This window comes from Streptomyces sp. NPDC054786, assembly GCF_053611685.1.
Map to the genome: position 1 here is coordinate 85,109 of NZ_JBSHAW010000009.1, position 24,105 is coordinate 109,213.

Annotated in this window: 26 protein-coding genes; 8 read left to right on the forward strand and 18 right to left on the reverse strand. The window is 70.1% G+C overall.

The window, feature by feature from the left end:
- The first annotated feature begins 99 nt into the window (after nt 1–99).
- Entirely contained in the window at nt 100–639 is a 540-nt protein-coding gene (locus ACWGI6_RS10055; RefSeq protein WP_453267039.1) for a gamma carbonic anhydrase family protein, read from the forward strand.
- Between the two features lie 78 nt (nt 640–717).
- Here the strand turns inward: ACWGI6_RS10055 and ACWGI6_RS10060 are convergent, their stop codons facing one another.
- The 9 genes from ACWGI6_RS10060 to ACWGI6_RS10100 form a co-directional block, all read right to left on the reverse strand.
- Nucleotides 718–1,479: an enoyl-CoA hydratase/isomerase family protein gene (locus ACWGI6_RS10060; protein ID WP_453267040.1), complete on the reverse strand. Its 762-nt coding sequence runs from the start codon at nt 1,477–1,479 to the stop codon at nt 718–720.
- A 54-nt stretch (nt 1,480–1,533) separates the two neighbouring features.
- Nucleotides 1,534–2,853 carry a cytochrome P450 gene (locus ACWGI6_RS10065; protein ID WP_453267041.1) on the reverse strand — a complete coding sequence of 440 codons (1,320 nt, stop codon included), beginning with the start codon at nt 2,851–2,853 and terminating at the stop codon, nt 1,534–1,536.
- Nucleotides 2,854–2,889: 36 nt separating this feature from the next.
- Nucleotides 2,890–4,260, reverse strand: coding sequence for a cytochrome P450 (locus ACWGI6_RS10070; protein WP_453267042.1), 1,371 nt, complete (start codon nt 4,258–4,260; stop codon nt 2,890–2,892).
- A 10-nt stretch (nt 4,261–4,270) separates the two neighbouring features.
- Nucleotides 4,271–4,861, reverse strand: a complete 591-nt coding sequence (locus ACWGI6_RS10075) for a GTP-binding protein (protein ID WP_453267043.1) — start codon at nt 4,859–4,861, stop codon at nt 4,271–4,273.
- Complete coding sequence (locus tag ACWGI6_RS10080; RefSeq protein WP_393910085.1) at nt 4,836–5,216, reverse strand: DUF742 domain-containing protein; 381 nt, start codon at nt 5,214–5,216, stop codon at nt 4,836–4,838. The genes ACWGI6_RS10075 and ACWGI6_RS10080 overlap by 26 nt, the downstream gene beginning before the upstream one ends.
- A complete protein-coding gene (locus tag ACWGI6_RS10085) occupies nt 5,213–5,626 on the reverse strand; it encodes a roadblock/LC7 domain-containing protein (protein ID WP_053209822.1) in 414 nt (137 codons plus the stop codon). The genes ACWGI6_RS10080 and ACWGI6_RS10085 overlap by 4 nt, the downstream gene beginning before the upstream one ends.
- Nucleotides 5,623–6,858, reverse strand: coding sequence for an ATP-binding protein (locus ACWGI6_RS10090; RefSeq protein ID WP_453267044.1), 1,236 nt, complete (start codon nt 6,856–6,858; stop codon nt 5,623–5,625). The genes ACWGI6_RS10085 and ACWGI6_RS10090 overlap by 4 nt, the downstream gene beginning before the upstream one ends.
- 425 nt (nt 6,859–7,283) lie before the next feature.
- Entirely contained in the window at nt 7,284–7,589 is a 306-nt protein-coding gene (locus tag ACWGI6_RS10095) for a DUF4333 domain-containing protein (protein WP_453267045.1), read from the reverse strand.
- A 183-nt stretch (nt 7,590–7,772) separates the two neighbouring features.
- Nucleotides 7,773–8,765: an alpha/beta hydrolase gene (locus ACWGI6_RS10100; RefSeq protein ID WP_453267046.1), complete on the reverse strand. Its 993-nt coding sequence runs from the start codon at nt 8,763–8,765 to the stop codon at nt 7,773–7,775.
- Nucleotides 8,766–9,061: 296 nt separating this feature from the next.
- Here ACWGI6_RS10100 and ACWGI6_RS10105 point away from each other — a divergent pair, with 296 nt between their 5' ends.
- Nucleotides 9,062–11,149, forward strand: coding sequence for an ATP-binding protein (locus tag ACWGI6_RS10105; protein WP_453267047.1), 2,088 nt, complete (start codon nt 9,062–9,064; stop codon nt 11,147–11,149).
- A gap of 67 nt (nt 11,150–11,216) precedes the next feature.
- Nucleotides 11,217–11,426, forward strand: a complete 210-nt coding sequence (locus ACWGI6_RS10110; protein ID WP_393910080.1) for a hypothetical protein — start codon at nt 11,217–11,219, stop codon at nt 11,424–11,426.
- 117 nt (nt 11,427–11,543) lie between these two features.
- Here ACWGI6_RS10110 and ACWGI6_RS10115 read toward each other — a convergent pair whose 3' ends face one another.
- On the reverse strand, nt 11,544–12,194 hold the full coding sequence (locus tag ACWGI6_RS10115; protein WP_393910079.1) for a DedA family protein: 651 nt from the start codon (nt 12,192–12,194) through the stop codon (nt 11,544–11,546).
- Between the two features lie 258 nt (nt 12,195–12,452).
- Complete coding sequence (locus ACWGI6_RS10120) at nt 12,453–12,908, reverse strand: DUF4442 domain-containing protein (RefSeq protein ID WP_453267048.1); 456 nt, start codon at nt 12,906–12,908, stop codon at nt 12,453–12,455.
- 301 nt (nt 12,909–13,209) lie between these two features.
- On the opposite strand from ACWGI6_RS10120, the gene ACWGI6_RS10125 reads away from it, so the two are divergent.
- On the forward strand, nt 13,210–14,490 hold the full coding sequence (locus ACWGI6_RS10125; RefSeq protein WP_453267049.1) for an MFS transporter: 1,281 nt from the start codon (nt 13,210–13,212) through the stop codon (nt 14,488–14,490).
- Between the two features lie 40 nt (nt 14,491–14,530).
- On the opposite strand, the gene ACWGI6_RS10130 is transcribed toward ACWGI6_RS10125, so the two are convergent.
- From ACWGI6_RS10130 to ACWGI6_RS10150, 5 genes are all read right to left on the reverse strand, one after another.
- On the reverse strand, nt 14,531–15,385 hold the full coding sequence (locus tag ACWGI6_RS10130) for a spermidine synthase (RefSeq protein WP_453267050.1): 855 nt from the start codon (nt 15,383–15,385) through the stop codon (nt 14,531–14,533).
- 62 nt (nt 15,386–15,447) lie between these two features.
- Nucleotides 15,448–16,290, reverse strand: coding sequence for a patatin-like phospholipase family protein (locus ACWGI6_RS10135; RefSeq protein WP_453267051.1), 843 nt, complete (start codon nt 16,288–16,290; stop codon nt 15,448–15,450).
- A gap of 168 nt (nt 16,291–16,458) precedes the next feature.
- Nucleotides 16,459–17,631: an elongation factor Tu gene (gene tuf / locus ACWGI6_RS10140; RefSeq protein ID WP_453267052.1), complete on the reverse strand. Its 1,173-nt coding sequence runs from the start codon at nt 17,629–17,631 to the stop codon at nt 16,459–16,461.
- A 109-nt stretch (nt 17,632–17,740) separates the two neighbouring features.
- Nucleotides 17,741–17,908, reverse strand: coding sequence for a hypothetical protein (locus ACWGI6_RS10145; RefSeq protein WP_453267053.1), 168 nt, complete (start codon nt 17,906–17,908; stop codon nt 17,741–17,743).
- 94 nt (nt 17,909–18,002) lie between these two features.
- Nucleotides 18,003–18,707: a DNA alkylation repair protein gene (locus ACWGI6_RS10150; protein ID WP_453267054.1), complete on the reverse strand. Its 705-nt coding sequence runs from the start codon at nt 18,705–18,707 to the stop codon at nt 18,003–18,005.
- Between the two features lie 49 nt (nt 18,708–18,756).
- Between ACWGI6_RS10150 and ACWGI6_RS10155 the strand changes: the two genes are divergently transcribed.
- From ACWGI6_RS10155 to ACWGI6_RS10170, 4 genes are all read left to right on the forward strand, one after another.
- A complete protein-coding gene (locus ACWGI6_RS10155) occupies nt 18,757–19,458 on the forward strand; it encodes a TVP38/TMEM64 family protein (protein WP_453267055.1) in 702 nt (233 codons plus the stop codon).
- 198 nt (nt 19,459–19,656) lie between these two features.
- Nucleotides 19,657–20,529 (forward strand): undecaprenyl-diphosphate phosphatase, encoded by an 873-nt coding sequence (locus tag ACWGI6_RS10160; RefSeq protein ID WP_453267056.1) that lies wholly within the window; start codon nt 19,657–19,659, stop codon nt 20,527–20,529.
- A gap of 328 nt (nt 20,530–20,857) precedes the next feature.
- Nucleotides 20,858–22,273, forward strand: coding sequence for a DEAD/DEAH box helicase (locus ACWGI6_RS10165; protein ID WP_453267057.1), 1,416 nt, complete (start codon nt 20,858–20,860; stop codon nt 22,271–22,273).
- Between the two features lie 131 nt (nt 22,274–22,404).
- Nucleotides 22,405–22,533 carry a hypothetical protein gene (locus tag ACWGI6_RS10170; protein ID WP_453267058.1) on the forward strand — a complete coding sequence of 43 codons (129 nt, stop codon included), beginning with the start codon at nt 22,405–22,407 and terminating at the stop codon, nt 22,531–22,533.
- A gap of 126 nt (nt 22,534–22,659) precedes the next feature.
- Here the strand turns inward: ACWGI6_RS10170 and ACWGI6_RS10175 are convergent, their stop codons facing one another.
- Together ACWGI6_RS10175 and ACWGI6_RS10180 are read right to left on the reverse strand one after the other, a co-directional pair.
- Nucleotides 22,660–23,382 (reverse strand): alpha/beta hydrolase, encoded by a 723-nt coding sequence (locus ACWGI6_RS10175; protein WP_453267059.1) that lies wholly within the window; start codon nt 23,380–23,382, stop codon nt 22,660–22,662.
- Nucleotides 23,383–23,859: 477 nt separating this feature from the next.
- Nucleotides 23,860–24,051: a hypothetical protein gene (locus ACWGI6_RS10180; protein ID WP_453267060.1), complete on the reverse strand. Its 192-nt coding sequence runs from the start codon at nt 24,049–24,051 to the stop codon at nt 23,860–23,862.
- Nucleotides 24,052–24,105: the final 54 nt, after the last annotated feature.

Consider the following 24,105-nt stretch of genomic DNA (forward strand, 5'->3'; position numbering starts at 1 on the left):
GCTGTGATCTTCGCCCCACCGGCGGCTGTCCCTGCCCGGCGCAGCGACCGTCGTCTACGGTGCTGTTGGCGCGGCGCGGAACGGCAAGGAGATCCGGAAATGGCAGGACGGGCATTGATTTCACCGGTGGGCGGCAAGGAGCCGAAGGTCGATCAGGAGGCATTCACCGCCCCGACGTCCGTCGTGCTCGGCGAGGTCACCATGGCAGCGGGCTCCAGCGTCTGGTACCACGCGGTACTGCGGGCCGACTGCGGCCCGATCGTGCTCGGCGCCGACAGCAATATCCAGGACAACTGCACGGTGCATGTGGACCCCGGTTTTCCGGTGACGGTCGGCGCGCGGGTCTCGGTGGGGCACAACGCGGTCCTGCACGGCTGCACCGTCGAGGACGATGTCCTGATCGGCATGGGTGCCACGGTGCTGAACGGGGCGCACATCGGCGCCGGCTCGCTGGTGGCGGCGCAGGCGCTGGTCCCTCAGGGCTTGCGGGTGCCGCCCGGCTCGCTGGTGGCCGGAGTGCCGGCGAAGGTCAAGCGGGAGCTGACCGATGAGGAGCGCGAACTCCTCACGGTCAACGCCACGATGTATGTGGAACTGGCGGCACAGCACCGAGAGGCCTTCACGGCCACCGGGGAGTGAGCCGGCCACGCGGCCGAGCGAAGCCCGGCCCGCCGCCGCGGTGCGGACCCTGGAAGGGCCCGCACCGCGGTCCGCGGCTCAGCGCCGGGCGGAGGCGGCAGCGGTCAGCGCGGAGGACAGCAGCTCGGCATCGAACAGGGTGGCGTCCGCGAGGCGGTTGGCGTTGGCGTACGCGTTCAGCATCAGCTTCGCGGTTCGCAGGGCCGAGGGGGAACGGCGGACCAGCGGCTTGATCCACCGCGTGACGGCGCTGTCGAGCTGATCCTCGGGGACGACGTTGTGGAGGATGGACAGCTCCTGCGCGGTGGCGGCGTCGAAGTTGTCGGCGGTCAGTATCAGCTCACGGATCCTCGCCGCGCCCGCCTCGTGCAGCAGCCGCGGCATGATCCCGCCCCACGCGGGCGGCACCCCCAGCCCCAGCTCCGGCAGCCGGAAGCGGCAGGTGTCCGCGCCGACCCGCAGATCGCAGAAGACCGCGAGCCCCACTCCGGCCCCGACGACCCCGCCGTGCAACCGCGCGATGGTCACCGCGTCGGTGCTCGCAAGGGCATCACACACCCGTCGCGCCTTGTTGCCGAGGGCCCGCAGCCCCACTCCGCTGGGGTCCTCGGCGAGCAGGGCGGGGAACTCCGCCCGGTCACCGCCCAGACAGAAGTCCTCGCCCGCGCCGGAGAGGACCAGGACCCTGATACCGGCCTCGTCGTCCAGGGCTCCCAGTACGACGAGCAGCTCGTCGAGGATCTCCCCGGAGATGGCGTTGCCTGTCTCGGGGCAGTTCAACTGCACTGTGAGGACGGGTCCCTCGTGTGTCACGAGGAGAGACTTGAAGTCGTGCATCATGGCCGTTCCTTGTTTCGTTGTTCCGCTGTGCGGGAGACCGGTGCGCCGGGTATGTCAGACACGGACGACCGGAAGCGTGATCAGGCGGCGGAAGGCCACGCGTGGTTCCCAGAGGGGAGGAGCGCTGATCCTCAGTCCGGGCAGACGCTCCAGCAGCGCGGTGAGCAGGCAGTCCGCCTCCAGACGCGCCAGCGCGTTGCCCAGACAATAGTGAATTCCCCCGCCGAAGCCGAGATGGGAGGCCCGGCGGCTGATGTCGAAGGCTCCGGGGGAGACGAAGTGGTCCGGGTCGTGATGGGCGGCGCCGACCATGAGCTGCACCATCTCGTTCTTGTGGACGGTCACCCCGGCGAGTTCGGTGTCCTCGGGAGCCACCCGGCTGATCATGTGGATCGGGGCGTCGTGGCGGAGCACCTCGTCGATCGCGTCCGGTATCTGCTCGGGATGGATGCGCAGCCAGTTCAGCTGACGGGGGTGCTCCAGGAGCAGCCGGACCGCGCTGGAGAGGACATGCGCCGTCGTCTCCAGCGCCGCCAGGACCATGAACAGCGTCAGGAAGTAGACGTCCTCGTCGGCGGCTTCCCGGTCGGGCTCCTGCATGTCCCAGGCGCGGAGCCATGACGAGACCGGGTCATTCCCCGGATTTCTCCTTCGCTCGCTCACCAAAGATGTGAAATAGTCCCGCAATTGGCGGCTCGACTCGTCGGAGAGCAAGAGTTGGCTCGGAGTCGGAAACAGTTCCTGGGTATATACCTGGTCGTGGGTGAGGGAGCGCAAAAGCGCATAGTCGGCCGGCGGAATCTGCAGCCATTCGCCGATGGTAATCACCGGAAGTTCTTCACTGACCAGTGCACAGAAATCGGCCGGGCCGTGCGTGAGTTCTTCTTCGAACCGGTCGAGCAGTCGACTGGTCGTCTGCTCGACCGACGCCTTCATCTCGGCCATGGAATTGCGGTCGAAAACGTTGCCCACCAACCGCCGCACCCGGGTGTGGTGCGGCGGGTTGAGCATGGGCAGGGTGCCGCCCATCTGGCGTGACGCACTCGCGCTCCAGCGGGCGGCATCGTCCTGGCGGGCCCGCCAATCGCTGTCCGGGACCCGCCAGGATCTACTTCGCAAAAGCTGGTGGCAAAGACCGTATGAGGTCACCAAGTGGCCGCCCCACGGCGCCGGAACGATATCCCCTATCGCCCTGAGTTTCGCGTACAACGGCAACGGATTCGACTGGCCATCGGCCGTGCGCAGACGGGAAAAAAGCGAAACCACACTGCGCCGGTCGACGGGGGCAGCGGCCAGAGCAGGCTGCAAGGCGACACCTTCTTTCAGAAGATCACTGGATAGTCGCCAGCCCTGCATACCCTTATGGCTGAACATTCATGCGATCAGCGAACATTCACTCTGTAGCGAAGGTCACACTCGCCACCAGCTGAGGAATCCACTCCACCAACTGCCCTTCTGAGGCTTGCTCTGCTGCTCCCGGGCCCGGGTGTCTCCGCCGTCGGGACCGGCCGCCGCGGCGGGCAGCGAACCGCGCCTCGCGCTGCGTACCGGAGTGAAGCGGGCGGGCAGCGCGTTGAGCGCCCGGTGGAACGGGCCGGGCCGCCAGGTCAGCGTGTCCGCAGGAACGCCCAGCTCGATGTCGGGCAGCGCGTTCAGCAGCTTCTCGATCGCCCGTATGGAGATCAGCAGCGCGGGATCCTTCGCCGGGCAGGCATGCGGGCCGGCTCCCCAGGCCAGATGGGCCCGCTTGCTGAACGTCTGCCGGCTCGCGGACAGGCTCGGGTCCGCGTTGGCCGCCGCGAAGCTGATGAGCACCGGCGTCCCGGCTGCCAGCTTGTTCCCGGAGAGTTCCACATCGTGCACCGGGTAGTGGGTGGCGTAGTTGGCGATCGGCGGGCTGTTCCACAGCACCTCGTTGATGGCGTCCTCGACCAGGACGTCACCGCCCCCCTGCGGGCCGCCGGCGAACTGCTCGTCGGACAGCAACAGCCGCAGCGCGTTGGCGATGATGTTCTGCACCGGCTCGGTACCCGCCCCGATGAGCAGGGCGAGCTGGTGGACCATCTCCTCGTCGGTCAGCCGCGACTGGTGCTGCATCAGCCAGGAGGTGATGTCGTCGCCCGGCGTGCTGCGCTTGAGCGTGACCAGCTCGAACAGGGCACCCGCCATGACCTCGTTGGCCCGCTCCACATCGACACCGTCGAAGAGATTGGAGATGGCACTGATCAGCCGGTCGCCTATCTCCGCCGGGCAGCCGAAGAGGTCGTTGAAGACCAGCAGCGGCAGCAGCTGCGCATAGTCACTGATCAGGTCGGCTTTGCCCCGGACGCTGAACTGGTCGATGAGGTACGCGGCGACACGGTCGACATGCCTGCTCACACGGTGCATGTCCAGACGCGAGAAGCTCTCCGTCACCGCCTGGCGCAGCCTCAGGTGCTCGGCGCCGTCGGAGAACATGCAATTCGGCCGGTACATCATCATCGGCAGCACGGGGCTGTCCATCGGAACACGCCCCTCGTTCAGCGCGCGCCAGCGGCGGGAATCCCGCGCGAAGGTGTCCGGATTCTGCAGGACATGGAGCGCTGTGGCGTAGTCCGTGACAAGTTCGGCCTCCACACCGGGAGCCAGCTCGACGGGCGCGCTGGGCCCCTGCTGCCGCAGCATGCCGTAGAACACGTCCGGCGCGGCGGCGAATTCCGGCCCGTGCAGGGGCGTCCTTTCGCCACCGGCGTGTGCCGGGCAGCCGGGCGGCGGAGTCTGGAATTCCGAGTGAGATTGCATGCCTGAGCTCCTAGTTGACGCGGGACTGTAGATATCGGACGAGGGCGATCAGGGAATCCGCCGAGGAACGCTGGTCCCGTGCGTCACAGTTGACGACGGGCGTCTCAGGAAGCAGGTCCAGCGCCTCCCGTATCTCATCGAGCGAATGAGAGGGAGTCCCGTCGAACCGATTCACGGCGATGGCGTACGGGATTCCGTAGTGTTCCACCAGGTCCATGACAGGGAAGGACTCATCGAGACGCTGTGGGTCGACCAGGACCAGCGCACCGAGCGCCCCCCGCGTCACGTCTTCCCACACCTGAACGAACCGCTGCTGTCCGGGCGTTCCGAACAGATACAGGACCAGCTTCTCGCTGAGCGTGAGCCGGCCGAAGTCCATGGCGACCGTGGTCGTGGTCTTGCCGGGCGCGCCTTTCGGGTCGTCAATTCCGGCGCCCGCCTGGGTCATTACTTCTTCGGTCCGCAGCGGAGGAATCTCGGACATGGTCCCGATGAATGTGGTCTTCCCTACGGCGAAATGTCCGACCACGAGGATCTTCGCCGCGGTCTGCACTGAATTGCGCAAGTACACGCCGTCATCCAAAGCGAGCCTGGAGCCCATTCAGCACCTCCTCAAGGATTTGCCGGTCGACAAGCTGAGCACTCGGTATGGGCGCGCGCGAGAACAGATAACCCTCCCGCGCGAGATCGGATACCAGAATCTTGACGACACCCACCGGCAGCCGGGTGTGCCCGGCTATCTCGGCGATCGACAGAAAGCCTCCCGAACACAGTTCCAGCAGACGGAGCTTCTCCGGATCGAGGGGCTTCGTCCGGGGCGGTTCCGCATGCACGGTGACCAGAGTGATCAGCGAGAAATCGCTGCCGTCAAGAAGATCTCGGCCGTTGGTGATGACGTACGGCCGCACTAATTCCGCTGCTTCGTGTTCCAGCTCCGGCTCGTCATCGGTTGTCATGGCTGGATATCAGCCCTCTCACGCGGCGGGCTGGTCAGTGCCTTACCGAGCTGGCCGACAAGCTGCTGCATACGGAAGGTGATCTCCGCCATGTCGACATCGGGCGACGCCGAAACCGCGAGATACGCGCCCTCGCCGGCCGAGATGAGAAAGACCCAGCCATGGTCGAACTCGACCAGTGTCTGCCGCCATTGTGGGCGGCTCGCGGGCGCACCGCCATGGCAGAAATCGGCGACCGTGCGGCTCAGCGACTGCATTCCGCTCATCGCGGCGGCGACGGTGTCGGCGTGGTCCCGGCCGACTTCCTTCGAGCGGGCCATGAGCAGACCGTCGGCGGAGACGAGAATGGCATGCTGCGCTTCAGGCAATTCCAGAGCACTGTCAAGCATCCACGACAGATCGTAGTTCACTGAACCTCATGCCCTTCATCGCTTGCATTGGTGGAACGACGGCCGGATTGCGTGCCGCGTTGGAATGCGCCCATGACGGACGCGGCCTTTGCGCTGTCGCGGGCCGGTGTTTGTGTGTTCTCGGAATCGGTCGGCACGATGGAAATCGCACCGCGGCGGCGGCGCTTCGGCAGACCGCCGGACGTCGTCTCGGGAGCCGCGTGAGCGGAAGCCGGCTGCCCCGCGGGCGGAGCGCCGGGAGGCGGCGGGCCGGCGGCCGGGTATCCGGGGGCGGGGGCCGGAGGCGGGCTGCCGAGGGCCGCGTGACCAGGAGGGTTCTCCGGCGGCAACGGGGCGGACGCGGCCACGGCAGCACTCTCCTCGGGCTCGTGCAAAGACGTCAGTAGATCGTCGGGGAGCAGGACGACCGCGCGTACGCCGCCGTAAGGAGAGGTGGAATCCACCGAAACGCTGAAACCGTAGCGGGCAGCGAGCACACCGATGACGGTGAATCCGAACTGCGGCGGGTTACCGAGACTGGAGACGCTGGCCGCATTCTCGCTCGACAGCAGCTGGGCGGCGCGCGCCTTCTCCTCCTCGTTCATCCCGACACCGGCGTCGTCAACGACGATGCACACGCCCTTGGGCACCGGACGGATATTGATCTCGATCATCGTTTCCGGCGCCGAATAGCTGGTGGCGTTGTCCAGCAGCTCGGCGAGCACCAGCGCAACCGGTTCAACTGCGCGGCTCACGATGGCGAAATTACTCTGCGACCGGATCTCGACGCGCGTGAAATGGCGAATACGGCCCTTCGCGCTGCGCACCACATCGTAGAGCGAGGCGTTGTGCCGTCGCCGGCCGAGCCAGCCGTCACAGAGCACGGCGATGGACTGAGCACGCCGCGCAAACTGCGAGTTCATGTGGTCGATGTCGAGCAGATCCTGCAGGATCTTGTGCTCGCCATACGTCTCCTGCAGCTTGGAAATCGCCAGCTGCTGCTCGCTCGCAAGACCCTGCAGAGTCCGCATGGCGGCCTTCAGTGTGGTCTTGGTGGCCTCCTCCGCCCGGTCCTTGGCCTCTTCCACGGCCTCCGTGTAGTGGTCTTCAAGAGTGGCGTAGTGCTGCTTGAGCTCAGCCTTGTCTTGTCGAAGTTCCGTAATTTTCTTCCTGCCGCGAATAATCGCGGTTGCGGCGACAGGGGTACCAGCGATCAAACCCCAGAACGCTGGATCCTGGAAGTATTGCGTCATAGGACTCTCTTCGGACGACGGAGCCACCAGGTGTCATATGTCTGGCCACGACGTGCAGAATCAATCGCGCCCCCAGACATACGTGAACGGCCACGCACAGTCGCCTGCCAGAAAGCCATCAAAGGGCCGGCTAATGGCATAGTTCTCCCCGGGGTGGCGGTTTTCATAGGCCAATGCGCGGAATTTCTTTCCTGCCTTATCAGGTGACTACCCCGTTGGCAAGTGCGATGATCTTAGCATCACAGCAACACCCGTCGTCCAACGGCGATCTGAACACTGCACAGATCTGATGGAGATTCAACAAAGGCCTGTTTTGGGGCCATTGGGCGCGTTGCCAGGTCTTGGAGCAAGCGCGTCGGCCCCGTCCTGACGAGCCGTCGGCACGAGCTGATGTGACGTGGCCCACGCCGTGAACGGGGGGATCGTCAGCGATGCGGGGCGTCGTGGACGTAAGTGATCTCGCCGCCGCGGACCCGGACGACACGTACGGTCATGCCGCGGTCGGTCCCCCGCAGGTAGTGCGCGGTGCAGTGGGTCCGCGCCCCCTCGACCGCCCGCAGGTCCCCGGCGCAGTCGACCGAGCGCGGGCCCCGCGGGATCACAGGAAGCGACAGATGGCCCGAGATCGAGCGGGCGACCTCGTCGCGCGGGACGGTATCGGTGGTCCCGTTCACCTCACTGGTCGCGTCCCGCTCCCCCAGCCACTGGCTGCCCGCCGTGAGGCTCCCCACCAAACAGAGCCGTACCGGCCAGCGCCAGGCCGGCCACTCGCAGATTCCGCACGGCTCTCCTTCCAGCGGGCAGACGTCGTACGCCGGCCACGCCCACCGGCCGGGTCACGGACAATTCTTACGGTCGGCCCGTCGTCGGCAACAGGGGGACCCCGCCCGTGCGACCACCTGGGCGACGGTGCGTCAAACGGACGGCACGGGGCCCTGCATCCGCTCGCTGATCCAGTGCAGCGAGTCGGCCATCCGCCGGATATAGGTGTGACCGCTGTGCACACCGTCCGGTATTTCGAAGAGCGTGGAGTGGACCGGCCCGCCGGTGTAGTCCTTGATGAAGCGCTTCACGTCGGGCACCGCCACCTCCTTGCTGCCGAGCTCGAAGGCCAGATAGACCGGCAAGCCCTTCCGCGCGGCCAGCTGCCGCGCCAGGTGGCGTGGGTCGTTGGCGCGCATCTCGGCCGAGTGCCCCTGCCACAACGGCGAATCCGGCGCGGTGTCGGGCCCGTTGACGATGGCTGCCTTGAACTTCCGCGGCTCCTTGAGCACGGCCTTCAGCGCGGCGAACCCACCGGACGAGGACCCCATGAAGGCCCAGCCGTCGCGGCTGTCGTACGTACGGAAGTTGGCCCGCGCGAAGTCCGGTACGTCCTCGGTCAGCCAGGTCCCCATCTTCGGCTGCCCCGGGATGTCGCTGCCGTCGTAGTACTTCCTGCCGGGATTGAGCACCGGCATCACGACGATGAAGGGCAGCGTCTTGCCCTGCCGTGACCACTCCGCGATCCGCTCCTCCAGCGCAAAGGCGTCCCCGGCCCAGTAGTTGAACGGATAGCCGTAGGCGCCGGGCAGCGCGATCAGCACCGGAAAGCCGCTCGTGGCGTACTCCGACCGGTGATACTCCGGCGGCACCCAGGCCCAAATGTCCCCGGTGAAACCGGACTTGCGCCCGTGCCACTTCGTCGTCACGACCTCGGTGCCGCCCCCGGCCGTACGGAACGGGGTGAAGGAGGAGCGCGGGCCTCGCGGCTCCGCCACCCGGGGCTGTCCGTTGCGGGCATCCGCGACATGGGCCCGCAGCCGCGGCACACTCGATGCGTCGACGGTGTCCCTGCCGCCGCCGCAACCGGCCAGCAGCCCCAGAGCCACCACACTTACCGCAGCATGGACGCGCAGGCACTTCATCGGGACGTTCTCCTCGGATCCTTGGGCCGGCCGCGGGCAGCCACGCTGCCACTGCGACGCCGGTCGAAAGACACCACTTTAAAATCGGCCGAAGTGTCCTGAACGCCGCCCCCGACCGCGGTGACCTGGTCGTCCACCCTCCCGGGCCCTCCAGAAGACATCGCGTCACGTCAAATTCAGGGGCCGGGTTTCCCTCGTTCGATGAGCCCACTCGTTGTTTACCGGACGGTCGGTTCTGGCATGGTGGGTTCCCAGTTCGGAAGGGCGCGGCGCTGTGCCGTGGTTGGGGATGACCGATGACCGCGTGGGCCGATCACCGGCCACCGCCCGGCGTAGTGGGGCGGGCCGTTGAGCATGAGCAGGTGTCCGGGCTGCTGGCCGGTGCGCAGTTGGTGACGCTCACCGGGGCCGCCGGGGTGGGCAAGAGCGTGCTGGCCCGCGCCGTCCTGACGGAGCACACCGCTCGGCACGGCGGCACGGTCATCCGGGTCGGCTGCTGGGACGGTCTGGCCGAGGGCGGTCTGACCGAGGCACTGCTCCGGGCGGCGGGGCAGTCGGACACCGCATGCCGGGACACCGCCCGGCCCCTCGCCCGGCATACGGCCGACCCCTGCGTCAGCGCACCGCTGCTCGGCCGGGCGGGCCGGACGGATGCCACCCCGGCGTGCGCTCCCGCCGGCGGTACGGCCCTCGCGGCGCTGGCCGCGCACTGCCGGCGGCATCGCGTGACCGTACTGCTGGACGACTGCGACCCGGTGCTCGCCGAGTGCGCACAGCTCGTGCGACGGCTGCTGCGCGCCGACCCGTCGCTGCGCATCGTGGCGACCGCACGTGGCCCGCTGGGGCTGGCCGAGGAGCGGGTCGTCGAGCTCGCGCCGCTTCCGGTGACGCTGGGCGAGGGGATCGCCGGACCGGCCGTCGAGCTGCTGGCCGCGCGGACCGGAGCCGCGGCGCCCGAGCTCCTGGTCGCGGTGTGCCAGGCGCTGGAGGGCTCACCGCTGGCGATCGCGCTGGCCGCGCACCAGCTGGACCGGATGTCCTTGCCGCAGCTCGCCGCGCAGGTGGGCACGGACGGTCCGCTGTTCTACTCGGGGCCGGCGGCGACCGTGCGGCACACCTCGCTGCACGCCGCGCAGGCCGCGGGCTACGCCCTCTGCTCGCCCACCGACCGCCGGGTATGGGCGAGGCTCTCGGTGCTTCCCGGCGATTTCGACCCCTGGCTCGCGGGATGCGTCTGTACCAGCAGTGACGTCCCTGCAGCGGCGGTCGACGGGGCACTGGAACGGCTCCGTACGGCCTCGGTCGTCGAACGCGTACGGGACGCGGGCGGCGCGCACGAGGACACCGGGGCCGCGCTGCCGCCGCGCTACCGACTCCCGCGCGCCGCCCGCGACTTCGGGCGGACGCAGCTGCGCGAGGCGGGCGAGGAGTCCGCGGCGCTACGGCGGTTCCGGCAGGCCTGTGCGGCGCTCGCGGCCGAGGCACAGATCGCCTGGCAGGGCCCCAACCAGCAGGTCGCCGTGCGACTGGTGGAGGACGAACAGGCCAATCTCGACGCGGCGCTGACCCGGCCACCGCAGGACGCGGAGGATGCGCTCGGCGCGCTGGAGATCGCGGTGTCACTGTGGTTCCACTGGGCCGCCTGCGGCTTCCGCCGCGAGGGGCGGGCCCACCTGGACCGGTTGCTGCTGCTCTCCCGGGACGACACCGCGCTGCGGGCCCGGGCGTTGTGGCTGGCCGGCTATCTCGCCGCGCAGGAACACTCGCTCGCCACCGCGGAGGCGCTGCTCGACGAGGCATGGACGGCGGCGGTGATGCATGCGGACTCCGACGGACTGGCCCGTATCGCGCATGCCCACGCCGTGCTGGAGCTGTACCGCGGGAACACCGCGGCGGCCGTGACGTGCCTGGAGGAAGCGGCCCGGCACCACCCCAGGGATCCGTGGTTCGGGCCGGGGCCCGCCCACAGCTGGGCGCTGCTCGCCATCGCGCTGTCGCCGCTGGATGCGGAAGGGGCGCGGGCGGCGGCCCGCCGCGCCTGGGAGGTCCGGCACTCCGACGGCGATTACTGGCTGTACTCGACGGTCCTCTACGCCCATGCCCTCACCGAAAGCGCCCACGGGAAACCGGCGGCGGCGCTGCGCGCCTGCCACAAGGCGCTGGTGGCCAAGAAGCTCATCGGCAATCCGCTGTTCATCGCGGGGGTCCGCAGCATGCTGGCGGCACTGCGGCGAGCGGTGCGCGGCGGGTCGGCACTGCCGGACGCCGACGGGGAGATCCCGTGGTGGCAGCGCGGCGGGTCCGGCGTACGGGCGCGGCCGTTCTTCTCGCGGCAGCGGGCGGGGTCCGCAGGGCCGGGCCGGTCTCCGCAAGACGCCGGTTGACACGTTGTGTGACGTACTGGCCACGTTCGGGATGCGGGAGCGCCGGGCCGGTCGCATGCTGGGAAGCATGAAGCGTGCCCCCGTGATCGTGCACCCGCCGTTCTCAGGCGGTCGCCGTGTGACACTCAACGGACAGGATCTGGGACGGGCGCTGCGCCCCGGCGATGTGGCCGCGATACTGCGCCGGGCCGGTTTTTGCACCATGAAGTTCGTCTGGGACGACACCGGCGTCTTCGAATGGCGCGACGGCGGCCCCGACGTCTGGCTGATGCCCTGACGTGACACCGCTCGTCAACCGGCCCGCACCCTCAGGTGACTTGCGTCAGGTGAACGCCTGACTGCCGTTGAAGACCGTACGAGCCGCGCGCAGGTGGCGCGGCAGTCCCGGGGAAGGTCAGTCGACCGGTGTGGCGACCGGGGTCTCCGCCACCTCGCGCGCGGCGGCCGCCTTCTTCGCTCGGTGCTTCATGAGGAAGAAGGAGCCGACACCGAACAGCAGGGCGGCGACCAGTCCGAGCCAGGAGAAGCGCTTGAGCCACGACTCGGCGACGATGCCCACGCTGTAGATCAGCGCGGTCGTACCGCCGGCCCAGATGATGCCGCCGAGGACGTTGGCGATCAGGAACTTCCAGTACGGCATCTTCAGTACGCCGGCGAGCGGGCCGGCGAAGATGCGCAGCAGCGCGACGAAACGGCCGAAGAAGACCGCCCACATACCCCACTTGTCGAACTTCGCCTCGGCCATGGCGACATGGTCGGGGCCGAAGTGCTTGGGGAACTTCCGGCCCGCCCACTGCAACAGGGGCTGGCCTCCCTTGCGTCCGATCAGATACCCGATGGAGTCACCGATGATCGCGCCGGCGGACGCACAGGCGCCCAGCACGAACGGATTGATGTGGTCCTGGGTCGCCGCCAGAATCGCCGCACTCACGAGGACGATCTCGCCGGGCAGCGGAATGCCGACGCTCTCCAGTCCGATGACCACCCCCACCAGGAGGTAGACGCTCACGGCCGGTACCGTCTCCAGCCACTCCTGGATGTGCAACGCCGCTTCCTCCGCTGGTGTAGGGCCCCCGTGGGCCGTGACCCGACATCCTCATGGCTCCGGTGCCGGTCGATCCCCTGGCGCGCCACAGCACGCCCGGGAAGCGTACTCGATCGCGCCGTCAGGGAGCCGAATCCATGTGCGGTAGGCAACACCTGGCTCCGTGGCCCGATCCGGAGCCGCGCGGTCCGCGGAAAGACGACGACGGCCCGCCGTGCGGGGCACGACGGGCCGGGGAGAACCCCGCTGTGAAGCAGCTCACTTGTTGGGGCGCAGGGTCCACACGATGCTCATCTCGCCGGTGACCGCGCCGTCCTCGCGGGTGATGGCGATGTTCACGGGGAACTCCGGGCGCTCGCCGGCGTCGAGCTCGGCGACCACCTCGGCCACCGTCCGGCCCAGCTCCGCGGTGGCGGTGACCGGTCCCATGGCGAGCTTCTTGTAGCCGATCTCGGCTCGCACGGCCAGCGGCACCGCCCGGCCGAGCTGGTCGCCGAAGGCCGCCATCACGATGGCGCCGCTCGCCGACTCGGCGAGGGTGAACATCGCGCCGGCGTGCGGTCCGCCGACGTGGTTGTGGAAGTCGGTCTGGTCGGGCATGCGGACCACGGCGCGCTCGGCGGTGGTCTCGGCGAACTCGAGGTTCAGGGTGCGGGCCATCGGCACGGATGCCGCCATCATTTCGCCGATAGACGGCAGGGTCTCGGAGGACATGAGCGTCATGTTACCTAGCGGTAGCTTAGGTGTGAAGGGGCGGATGCCGCGGATGCCTTCCGGCCGCCGGCCGTGACGGTCACCGGGACCCGACGGACGCCGGGCCTGTGGTGGCCGGAAGGGGACGGCCCTGTGCGGCCCCCCCACTGCCCTGCCTATCGTTGACGCTCATGTGGCCAGGACAACAGCACAGCGATGACGGGTGGGTGAAGGCGCCGGCACACCGCGGGTGCCGAGCGGCGGGTACCCCGAGCCGGAAGTGGTCCCACACGGTCCCCTCCGCACAGGTGCTCTCTTGGTGATGGCCCGCCCCGCGTGGGCGGGGCGCAACTATCTGCTGCTCACAGGCGCCACGGTGATCGCGAACCTCGGCAGCTCCGGCGCACTGATCGCCACCGCCTTCGCGGTGCTCGCCTCCGGCGGCTCCGCCACCGACGTCGGGCTGGTGGCCGCCGCACGGACGGTCCCGCTCGTCCTCTTCCTGCTGATCGGTGGTGCGGTCGCCGACCGGTTGCCCCGGCATCGTGTGATGGTCGCCGCGAACGCCCTCAGCTGCGTCTCCCAGGGCCTGTTCGCGCTGCTCGTGCTGGCCGGCGAGCCGCGGTTGTGGCAGATGGCCGTGCTGGCGGCCCTCGGCGGCACCGGGCAGGCGTTCTTCGCGCCGGCCTCCGAGGGCATGGTGCTCGCCAGTGTCTCCGGCGACCAGGCGGGGCGCGCCTTCGCCGTGTTCCGTATGGGCATGAACGGCGCCAACATCGGCGGCGCCGCGCTCGGCGGCGCACTGGTCGCCGTGGTCGGTCCCGGCTGGGTGCTGGCCATCGACTCCGTCTCGTTCGCCCTCGCGGCCGTGCTGCGCGCATTCCTCGACGTCAGCGGGGTCGCCGCACGGGCGCCCGGCGGTGGGCTGCTGCACGATCTGCGGGACGGCTGGCGCGAGGTCGTCTCCCGGCCGTGGCTGTGGGCGGTGGTGGTGCAGTTCTCCCTCGTCAATGCGGTGGTATCGGCCGCCGAGGCGGTCTACGGACCGCTGGTAGCGGAGCAGCATCTGGGCGGCCCCGGCCCCTGGGGGCTGGCGCTGGCCGCCTTCGGTGCGGGCACGGCGGGCGGCGCCCTCATGATGACCAGGGTCAGACCGCATCGCCTCCTGCTCACCGGTGCGCTGTGCGTCTTCCCGCTCGCCCTCCCGTCCGCCGCGCTCGCCGTCCCCCTCCCCGCGGCCGGACTCACCGCGGTGATGTTCGGCACCGGGATCGCGGTCGAGGTCTTCGCGGTGACGTGGATGATGGCGCTGCACCAGGAGATCCCCGAGGAGAAGTTCTCCCGGGTCTCGTCCTACGACTGGCTGGGGTCCCTGGCCATGGTCCCGCTCGCCACCGCGCTGGCCGGCCCCGTACAGGACCTCATCGGCCGGACGGCGGCGCTGTGGGGCTGCTCCGCACTGATCGCGCTGCTGACGGCGGCGGTGCTGTGCGTGCCCGAGGTGCGGCGGCTGACCCGGCGCACGAGGCCGGAGCCGGCCGCCGGCCGGGCGGTCCCCCGTGCGGCCGAGGCGACGGAACCGCATGCGGCGGAGGCGGAGTGAGCGCTCACAGCGGCCGGTGCGCGGCAGCCGCGGGCCGCGCTCAGCCGACGCTGAACGCGCCGTCGGGTGGCACCGGGGACGCCACCGCCTCGGCATCCTGTACGGGGACCGCGTCCGCGATCAGCCGCCGCAGCGCCGCACCGTGCTCGACCCGGGCCGGGAACACGTCACCGGCCGCCCGCCGGGCGAGCGCGGCGATCGGGAGCGGTGCGCGCGAGGCGAGCAGCACGGCATTGCCGAACCGGCGGCCGCGCAGCACCGAGGGCTCGGCGATCAGTGCGAGATGCTCGAAGACCGTGGCGAAATTGGCGAGTTGGCCGCGCAGAAAGCCGAACGGCGCACCGTCCGCGAGGTTCGCGGCGTAGCAGCCGTCCGGTCGCAGCACCCGGGCGGCGGCCCGCGCGTACTCGACCGAGGTGAGGTGCGCCGGCACCCGCGAGCCGCCGAAGACGTCCGCCACGATGACATCGGCGCTGCCCTGCGGCGCCACCTCAAGTGCCGTACGGGCGTCCTGGGCATGCACCGCGATCCCGCAGTCGCCCGGCAGCGGCAGATGTTCCGTCACCAGGGCGAGCAGCCCGCGGTCGGCCTCGATGACGTCCTGCCGGGAGTGCGGACGGACGGCGGCGAGATAGCGCGGCAGGGTCAGCGCCCCGCCGCCCAGATGCAGCACATCGAGCGGGCGTCCCGGGTCGGCCACCTCGTCCAGGACGTGTGCCAGCCGGCGCACATACTCGAATTCCAGATGTGCGGGCGCGTCGAGGTCCACGTACGACTGCGGTGCGTCGTCCACCGTGAGCAGCCAGGCGCGCGGCCGGTCCACGTCCGGCAGCAGCTTGGCGGTGCCGCAGTCCACGGCCCGGGTGACGGGTATCGGCTCGGGTGCTTCGTCCACCGTCCCATTGTGCCGGTGCGGCCACGGTGTCCCGGCCCCGGCCGCCTGTCCCGCCGGGCCGTTCAGTCCGACCAGACCTGACGGATCCGAGCCGCCTCGGCCGCCGCCTGCCGGCGCCCCGCGCGGGCCGCGTCCGCGCGCTTGGCGGGGTCCAGGACATTGCGGCCGAACGCCGACCTGGCCGCGCGGTCGGGGGTGAGCACCCGCACCCGGGCGCCCCGGCGCGCCAGTTGCTCCCCCTGCGCCCGCGGTCCGGCGATCGGCCCACCACTGGCCGCCATCGGCGCGACGATCACCACCCGACCGTATCCGGCGGCCAGATCGGCGTTGGCGCTGGAGTGCACCCCGCCGTCGATCCACCGGGTGCCGTCGATGGTGACCGGCGGATAGATTCCGGGGACCGCGCAGCTCGCGCCCACCGCGTCGAGCAGCCGGACCCCGCTCGTGTCGTCGAAGGCGGTCCGCTCCCCCGTCGCGGCATCCACCGCCGTGATCACCAGCCGGCGGGCCGGCCAGTCGGTCAGCTTCAGGGTCCGGGCGATCGCCGTGCGCTGTTCGGCCTCGGTGACGGTACGGGCCGCAACCGCCAGCTTTCCCATCCGTACGCCGAAGGACTCCGTGTCCCGGGAGCGCAGCGCGATGGCCGCGAACCGGGCCAGCGCGGCCGGGCCCATACGTGCGGCCGAGCGGGTCTCGGGCACGGCGAGCTGGCGCTCGTACATCTCCTCCAGGGTGAGGTGCCGGGAGGTGAGGTGGGCGCCGACGATCGATCCGGCCGAGGTGCCGATGACGACATCGGCGTCGGCGAGGTCGAGGCCCGCCTCGGCGAGACCGGCGAGCACACCGATCTCCCAGCCGATGCCGGTGAGCCCTCCGCCGCCCAGGACCAGTGCCGTGCCCGTCATCAGGTCTCCCGCCCTTGTCCGGCCGACCGCCCGCACCGCGCGGCGCGATCGCCCTCGTGCCCGTTCATCCGGGCGAGCAGTCTCGCACCCGCGCGACCGCCACGACAGCAGGCGGCTGCGCCCGGCACCTGGAGAGGTGCCGGGCGCAGCCTGATGACCTGCGGTGTCCTACGCCTCGACGGTGCGCACCGTGCCCGCGCCGACGGTGCGGCCGCCCTCGCGGATGGCGAAGCCCAGTCCCCGCTCCAGCGGCACGTCCCGGCCCAGTTCGACCGACACCGTCACCGTCTCGCCGGGCCGGGCCACGCCCCGCTCACCGAGGTCGAGGTCGCCGACCACGTCCGCGGTGCGGAGGTAGAACTGCGGTCGGTAACCGGTGGACAGCGGCGTACGGCGGCCGCCCTCCTCGGTGGAGAGCACATACACCTCGGCGGTGAAGCGGCGCCGCGGTGTGACACTGCCCGGCGCGGCGACCACATGCCCGCGGCGCACCTGGTCGCGGTGCAGACCGCGCAGCAGCAGCGCGACGTTGTCCCCGGCCTCGGCGGACTCCATGGGCTTGCCGAACGTCTCCAGCCCGGTGACCGTCGTCTCGGTCTCCGCGCCGAGCACCGAGACCCGGTCGCCGACCCGCACCGTGCCCCGCTCGACGGCCCCGGTGACGACCGTGCCGCGGCCGGTGATGGTCAGCACGTTCTCCACCGGGAGCAGAAAGGGCGCGTCGACATACCGCTCGGGCATCGGGACATACGTGTCGACGGCGTCCAGCAACGCGTCGATCGCCCCCGTCCAGCGCGGGTCACCCTCCAGGGCGCGCAGCCCCGAGACCCTTACGACGGGTACGCGCTCCCCGTCGTAGCCGTGCGTGCTCAGCAGTTCGCGCACCTCCAGCTCCACCAGGTCGGTGAGCTCCGGGTCGCCGGCGTCGGCCTTGTTGAGGGCCACGACGATATGCCGGACGCCCACTTGCCTGGCGAGCAGCACATGCTCGGCGGTCTGCGGCATGATCCCGTCGAGCGCCGAGACGACGAGGATCGCGCCGTCGAGCTGCGCCGCACCGGTCACCATGTTCTTGATGAAGTCGGCGTGGCCGGGCATGTCGACATGCGCGTAGTGCCGCGTGCCGGTCTCGTACTCGACATGCGAGATGTTGATGGTGATGCCGCGGGCGGCCTCCTCCGGGGCCCGGTCGATCCGGTCGAAGGGCACGAAGGTCCCGCTCCCCCGGTCGCTGAGGACCTTGGTGATGGCCGCGGTCAGCGTGGTCTTGCCGTGGTCGACATGACCCATGGTGCCGATGTTCAGGTGCGGCTTGGTGCGCACATATGCCGTCTTGGGCATGGTGTTCTTCCTCGCAACAATGCGGTGAGGACGGCGACTTGGCGCCGTGGGGACCCCTGAGACCGGCCGACCCTCCCCCTGCGGGGTCCGCCGGACGATCCGGAGAGGGTCAGCTTCGTGCGCCGTCGGCCGCTGCGGCGGCCGGGACGGCGACCGCCGCGACGGCGGTGGCTGCGGGAACGCAGTGGGCCGCGGCGACGGCCGCGAGGAGATCGACAGCAGCCTTCGGCTCGTCCGCGACTGCGGACGGGAGCGGGAGGAAGGCGTACCGGGACATGCGTCATATGGTGCCGGGCGCCCGCCGCGGCGTCGACCGATTTATGGCCGCCGTCCCGGTACGCCGCGCTGACGCCTGGCGACGCGTCAGGACCTCACAGATGCTTCATGGCCTCACGCACCGACAGCGGGGAGAGCCGCTCCCGGTGTGCCGCCACGAAATCGCGCACCGCTTCCGGGTCCGTCTTCGCGTATTCGCGCAGCGCCCAGCCGATCGCCTTGCGGATGAAGAAGTCCCGGTGCCCGGCCTGCCGCAGACAGTAGGTGAAGAGCCGGCCGGCGTCCGTCCGCTCCTTGAACCGCAGTTGATGCAGCAGGGCGGTACGCGCCACCCAGAGGTCGTCGTCCTCGATCCAGCGGTCCATCTCCCCGGCCAGTCGCGGATCGGCGGCCACCAGCGCCCCGACCACATGGGCGGCGAGCGCATCGACCGTGTCCCACCAGGACGTGGTGGTCACCAGCTGCCTGGCGACCGGCAGAAAGCCGGACGAGCAACCCTTCACATGCCGACGGAGGTAGTCCACCGCGAAGTGGTGGTACTCCCGCTCGCGCAGGGCCCAGCAGCGCAGCGCGACGGCCGTGCAGTCCGTCTCGTCGGGCCGGGGCAGGTCCTTGAGGACCGTGCGGTCGAGGGCCCGCCGCTCAGTGGTGGGGATACCGAGAAAGGGGCACACACCCTTGAGGTACGCGGCAGACCCCGCGGCCCGTACGGGGTCCCCGGCCGGCGGGTACGCGGCGGTCAGCCGGGACAGGACGGTGTCGGCCAGTTCGCTCGACGGCGGGTCCGATTTCTGGGCCATGCGGGCAACGTTACGGCTCCCCGTCACCCCCGTCGGTTACGCTCCCGGGATGTTCCCGCCCGCCGCAACGCCCGACGGCCTCGCCGCGCGCTGCACGCGTGTGCTGTTCTCCCCCTGGCTCCGGCTGGGCCTGCTGCTCACCCTGCTGGCCTGCGGCGCGGCCATGACGCTCTGGTGGCAGCCGCAGCACCTCCTGGCTGACGCCCGGCCCGCCGAGTTGTCCGGCCCGACCGCCCTCGTGGTCTTCGCTCTGGCGTACGGCGTGAGCACCACCGCCTTCGTCCCGCGCCCGGTCCTCAATCTCGCGGCGGGGGCCCTCTTCGGCAGCCAGGCCGGGCTGGCCACGGCGCTCGCCGGTACGGTCCTGGGCGCCGGGCTGGCGTTCGGGCTCGGCCGGCTGCTCGGGCAGGACGCCCTGCGCCCGTTGCTGCGTGCCCGCTGGCTGACGGCCGCCGACCGGCAGTTGAGCGAGCACGGCTTCCGCTCGATGCTGGCGATCCGGCTCTTCCCCGGTCTGCCGTTCTGCGCCACGAACTACTGCGCCGCGGTCTCCCGTATGGGCTGGGTCCCCTACCTCGTCGCGACGGCGCTCGGCAGCATTCCGAACACCGCGGCCTACGCCGTGGCCGGCGCGCGGGCCTCGACGCCCACCTCACCGGCGTTCCTCCTCGCCATGGGCTTCATCGCCGTCAGCGCACTGGCCGCACTGGTGGTGGCGTGGTGCAAACGCAAGGCGCTGCGCGGACGCTGACAGCGGTTCGGCCGGGCGCCGGTTTCTCCCGCGACGGCCACGGGGCGGGCACCGTACGTCCGGGCCCCTTTGGTCCCCCGGACATCTTCGGACGTTACGCTGCCCCCTGTTGACGATGATCCACATCGACCGCCACGGTCCGTTTTCCCCCATCTTGCGCAGGTCAGCGCTTGACCACCCTTGGATACCGTATTTTCCATGTCTTGGTTTGAATCTTTCGTCCTCGGACTTGTCCAAGGGCTGACCGAGTTTCTTCCGATCTCCTCCAGTGCGCATCTCCGTCTGACCGCGGCGTTCGCCGGCTGGCAGGACCCCGGTGCGGCGTTCACCGCCATCACCCAGATCGGCACCGAAGCGGCCGTCATCATCTACTTCCGCAAGGACATCGGCCGGATCATCTCGGCCTGGGCCCGCTCCCTCTTCAACCGTGAGCTGCGGCACGACCACGACGCCCAGATGGGCTGGCTGGTGATCGTGGGCTCGATCCCGATCGGCGTCCTGGGCATCACGCTCAAGGACGCCATCGAGGGCCCGTTCCGCGATCTGCGGCTGATCGCCACCACCCTCATCGTGATGGGCGTGGTCCTCGGCATCGCCGACCGGCTGGCCGCCCGCGACGAGACCGGCGGCCGGCACCGGGCCGCAAAGCAGCGCAAGACCCTCACGGACCTCAGCGTCAAGGACGGCCTGCTGTACGGCGTCTGCCAGGCCATGGCGCTCATCCCCGGCGTCTCCCGCTCCGGCGCCACGATCAGCGGCGGCCTCCTGATGGGCTACACCCGCGAATCCGCCGCCCGTTACTCCTTCCTGCTCGCCATCCCGGCGGTACTGGCCTCCGGCGTCTTCGAACTCAAGGACGCGGGCGAGGGCCATGTCGCCTGGGGCCCCACCCTCGTCGCCACGCTCATCGCCTTCGTCGTCGGCTACGCCGTGATCGCATGGTTCATGAAATTCATCTCCCACAAGTCCTTCATGCCGTTCGTGATCTACCGCATCCTCCTGGGCATAGCCCTGTTCGCCCTGGTCGCGGCGGGGACGCTGTCGCCGGATGCGGGGGAAACGGCGGGCTGAGGGGGTTGATCGGAGGCGGGTTTCCACCGCCTCCCCGACTGCTCGCTCCTGGTAGGTCTCGCAGAATCTCGTCACCAGATGCAGATGATGACGCCTTGAGAGAGAGCTCCACTCGACTCGTCGGAATGGCCCTCAGCATGTGTCGCGTCACCGGCACAGGCGGAGCGATAAGCACCACAGCGCCGGGGCACACTGTCACTTTGTGTTAGCCTCAAACGTTTGGACGGCCGTGACGGCCGGCAATTCCGTCCGTCCGGTTCCCCTTGTTCGTCGGCTGCTCATTCCTGCCGGGCCTTCCTCGGTATGTTCCCCACGCGGAAGGCTCTTCATGAACCACTCGGACCGCCTCGGCACCTCGCACGGCGACCTCGCCCGGCCGGTGGCCCTCACCCCGACGGTTTCCTCGGTCGCCTCCTTCGCCGAGCTGGAACTGCCGGCCGAGGTGCTGCGAACGCTCACCGAGCTCGACGTGCGCGAGCCCTTCCCGATCCAGGCGGCCACACTGCCCCACGGCCTCGCGGGACGCGACGTCCTGGGGCGCGGGCGCACCGGATCGGGCAAGACGCTCGCCTTCGGCCTGCCACTACTCGCACGGACGGCCGGGCGGCGCGCGGAGCCGAAGCAGCCCCTCGCCCTGGTCCTGGTGCCTACCCGGGAGCTGGCCCAGCAGGTCACCGAGGCACTCGCGCCGTATGCCGATGCGCTCCGGCTGCGGATGGCCACGGTCGTCGGCGGCATGTCGATCGGCCGGCAGGCCGCTGTGCTGCGCGACGGCGCCGAGGTCGTCGTCGCCACCCCTGGCCGCCTGCACGACCTCATCGAGCGCAGGGCCTGCCGCCTGGGACGGGTCCGGATCACCGTCCTCGACGAGGCTGACCAGATGTGCGACCTGGGCTTCTTGCCACAAGTCACCGAGGTGCTCGACCAGGTGCACCACGACGGCCAGCGGATGCTCTTCTCCGCCACCCTGGACCGCGACGTCGACCACCTGGTCCGGCGCTACCTCCATGACCCCGTCGTCCACTCGGTCGACCCGTCCGCGGGCGCGGTCACGACCATGGACCACCATGTGCTGATCGTCCACGGCCCCGACCGGTACGCCGTCGCCACGGAGATCGCCGCCCGCGACGGCCGCGTACTGCTGTTCCTGGATACCAAGCACGCGGTCGACCAGCTCACCCGGCACCTGCGGGCCAGCGGGGTGCACGCCGCGGCCCTGCACAGCGGCAAGTCCCAGCCGCAGCGCACCCGGACCCTCGCGCAGTTCAAGAACGGCCAGATCAGCGTCCTGGTGGCGACCAATGTCGCGGCCCGTGGCCTGCACATCGACGACCTCGATCTCGTGGTCAACGTCGACCCGCCCACCGAGCCCAAGGACTATGTGCACCGGGCGGGCCGCACCGCCCGGGCCGGTGAGTCCGGCCGCGTCGTCACGCTGGTCCTCTCGGGCCAGCGCCGCGAGATGAGCCGCCTGATGGCCGAGGCCGGCATCGAGCCGACGACCACCAAGGTGCGCTCGGGTGAGGCAGAGCTGAGCCGGATCACCGGAGCCAAGGCCCCCTCCGGCACCCCGCTCGACGGTGGGCCCCCCGCACCCCGGACCAAGAACACCAACGCCCCCTTCCGCGGCCTCGGCACCAGCAAGGACGCCTCCCGCGGCACCGGCGGCAAGTCCCGCAAGGCCGGCGAGGCCCGCAAGCTCGCCGAGGCCCGCAAGGCGGCCCGGGTACGCCGCGGCAACTGAGAGCCGCTGGCACCCACGCAGGCAGCCTCTCACCACCACGTGCGCAGCAAGGACGAACTGTTGGCGCTGATGGCCGACCGCGTCTGCCGGCATGCGTACGACGTCGGCGGCACATCGCCATCGCCCAGCAGATGTGGGACCACGCGCCGATCATCGTCCATCTGCTGTCCGCCACCGGCGGCCGACCGGTCACCGCGCGCGAGCAGATCCTGGAGCTGCGTACAGCGACGACTGTACCGACCGCTATTTCTGGGACCTGATCGCTCGCTTGTAGGGCGTCTGAGGCCGCCGTGGGGTGTTTTTCCGACCGCCCGGGTTCTCTCCGTCAGGTACGAGGGACGATGAGGCTGATCTGCAGTCACCGCGGTGAATCCCGCTCGCCCCGGTCACTTGGATGCCGCGGGTCGGAGGACCGGGAGGGGGGTGCGCAGGTCGCAGCCCCGGGCCCGCTCCAGGGCCTCGGCCAGCGGCGGGGGCGGGGCGGCGATGTCCAGGGCGTCGCGGATGAAACCGGCCGTCGCGGCCCAGACGTCGGCGGATCGGCGCAGCAGGTAGTGGCCCTCGCCGGGAGCCTCCAGGCGGGCCAGGTCAGGGACGACCGACCGGGCGCGCTCGGCGTAGGCGAGGGAGCGGCGGGCGCTGGCCGCGCTGCGGTCGCGCTCTCCGTGGACGATCAAAACCCGGCGCCCTGCAAGGTGTTCGACGCCCTCTTGATCGGGCAGCCAGGGCGCCACGCCGACTACGGTGGTGATGCGCGGATGGTCGGCTACGCGGAAGGCAGCGCGACCGCCGAGGGAGTTGCCGACCACTGCGACGGGCACAGCCCCGTGCCGCTCTTCGATCCGTTCCAGCGCCCAGCGGGCGTCGACGGCGGTGTCTGCGCGCCCTCCGTTCCAGCCGCGGCAGTGGTAGCGCAGGAGGTGGACGGCCGGGCCGTCCACTTCCCCGGTGAGCAGGGGGAGGAGGTTGCGGATTTCGATCTCGACGAAGCGCCAGTACCGACCGCGGCCGCGGACGAAGCCGCCCGGCAGGACCAGCACCGCACCCGCCTTCGCATCGCCTCCGCAGTCCACCAACTCCGGTTGCCGCCGCACGCTGCCCGTCCCCATGCGCAGAGCATAGGACCACGCCTCGTCACTGACACCTACGCGACGCAAATGTCCATGTCAGCAGCGACTCCAACACACCACCGGTCGCCAAAGTTGCCGATGCGGTCGAGTTCCTGCGCCGGGCCGGGCTACTCCGCAGCCGGAACCCTCCTCGACGACCGCACGTGGGTCGAATGGTGCGGGGGCGACCAGCACGACTGGGACAACGGCTGACAGCACAACGCTCCGCCCGAAGGACGGGCGAGGGCGGCGCGGCCACCGCAGCGGCTGCGAGTGGACCCACCCGACTTGAGCCGGAGATCCGGGTGTCACGGTTTCCCAGTGACAGGCGGACGGAGCACGGTCCCTACACCTGGACAACGGGCAGGTGCAGGCGCTCAGTTCAGTGTCGCACGAGCCCCCGACAACGAGCCGGCCCCGCCTCGACAGGGGCGCTGCGCGGCGGGGCCTGGGATCCACGTGGCAGGTGTCCGGCCGTCAGCTGGCGAACTCGGTCTCCAGTACCGCCGCGATCCATGCGTCGTAGCTCCCGCGCACCGACGTCAAGTCCTCACGGCCGGGCGGCTTGCTCGCCCCAAAGGAGCTCTCCAAGTGCTGCACCGGGGCGCCGTCCTCCAGTACGGCCAACAAGAGCGGCAGCGGAACCGCCGCCCAGAGCGGTTCGGACAAGCGAGGGCACGTCTCCCTCGGCACCGGCACCGCCGCTCTCCTCCTCGTGACAGG

Bases quoted from the DNA above. Each gene is read 5' to 3' on its own strand.
- ACWGI6_RS10145 (WP_453267053.1), bottom strand. From the start codon at position 17,908: ATGTCCCGGTACGCCTTCCTCCCGCTCCCGTCCGCAGTCGCGGACGAG.
- tuf (WP_453267052.1), bottom strand. From the start codon at position 17,631: ATGCCCAAGACGGCATATGTGCGCACCAAGCCGCACCTGAACATCGGC.
- ACWGI6_RS10060 (WP_453267040.1), bottom strand. From the start codon at position 1,479: ATGATGCACGACTTCAAGTCTCTCCTCGTGACACACGAGGGACCCGTC.
- ACWGI6_RS10160 (WP_453267056.1), top strand. From the start codon at position 19,657: ATGTCTTGGTTTGAATCTTTCGTCCTCGGACTTGTCCAAGGGCTGACC.
- ACWGI6_RS10175 (WP_453267059.1), bottom strand. From the start codon at position 23,382: ATGGGGACGGGCAGCGTGCGGCGGCAACCGGAGTTGGTGGACTGCGGA.
- ACWGI6_RS10150 (WP_453267054.1), bottom strand. From the start codon at position 18,707: ATGGCCCAGAAATCGGACCCGCCGTCGAGCGAACTGGCCGACACCGTC.
- ACWGI6_RS10110 (WP_393910080.1), top strand. From the start codon at position 11,217: ATGAAGCGTGCCCCCGTGATCGTGCACCCGCCGTTCTCAGGCGGTCGC.
- ACWGI6_RS10105 (WP_453267047.1), top strand. From the start codon at position 9,062: ATGACCGCGTGGGCCGATCACCGGCCACCGCCCGGCGTAGTGGGGCGG.
- ACWGI6_RS10090 (WP_453267044.1), bottom strand. From the start codon at position 6,858: ATGACGCAATACTTCCAGGATCCAGCGTTCTGGGGTTTGATCGCTGGT.
- ACWGI6_RS10120 (WP_453267048.1), bottom strand. From the start codon at position 12,908: ATGTCCTCCGAGACCCTGCCGTCTATCGGCGAAATGATGGCGGCATCC.
- ACWGI6_RS10165 (WP_453267057.1), top strand. From the start codon at position 20,858: ATGAACCACTCGGACCGCCTCGGCACCTCGCACGGCGACCTCGCCCGG.
- ACWGI6_RS10055 (WP_453267039.1), top strand. From the start codon at position 100: ATGGCAGGACGGGCATTGATTTCACCGGTGGGCGGCAAGGAGCCGAAG.
- ACWGI6_RS10170 (WP_453267058.1), top strand. From the start codon at position 22,405: ATGTGGGACCACGCGCCGATCATCGTCCATCTGCTGTCCGCCACCGGC.
- ACWGI6_RS10135 (WP_453267051.1), bottom strand. From the start codon at position 16,290: ATGACGGGCACGGCACTGGTCCTGGGCGGCGGAGGGCTCACCGGCATC.
- ACWGI6_RS10155 (WP_453267055.1), top strand. From the start codon at position 18,757: ATGTTCCCGCCCGCCGCAACGCCCGACGGCCTCGCCGCGCGCTGCACG.
- ACWGI6_RS10070 (WP_453267042.1), bottom strand. From the start codon at position 4,260: ATGCAATCTCACTCGGAATTCCAGACTCCGCCGCCCGGCTGCCCGGCA.
- ACWGI6_RS10100 (WP_453267046.1), bottom strand. From the start codon at position 8,765: ATGAAGTGCCTGCGCGTCCATGCTGCGGTAAGTGTGGTGGCTCTGGGG.
- ACWGI6_RS10075 (WP_453267043.1), bottom strand. From the start codon at position 4,861: ATGGGCTCCAGGCTCGCTTTGGATGACGGCGTGTACTTGCGCAATTCA.
- ACWGI6_RS10125 (WP_453267049.1), top strand. From the start codon at position 13,210: ATGGCCCGCCCCGCGTGGGCGGGGCGCAACTATCTGCTGCTCACAGGC.
- ACWGI6_RS10080 (WP_393910085.1), bottom strand. From the start codon at position 5,216: ATGACAACCGATGACGAGCCGGAGCTGGAACACGAAGCAGCGGAATTA.
- ACWGI6_RS10065 (WP_453267041.1), bottom strand. From the start codon at position 2,853: ATGTTCAGCCATAAGGGTATGCAGGGCTGGCGACTATCCAGTGATCTT.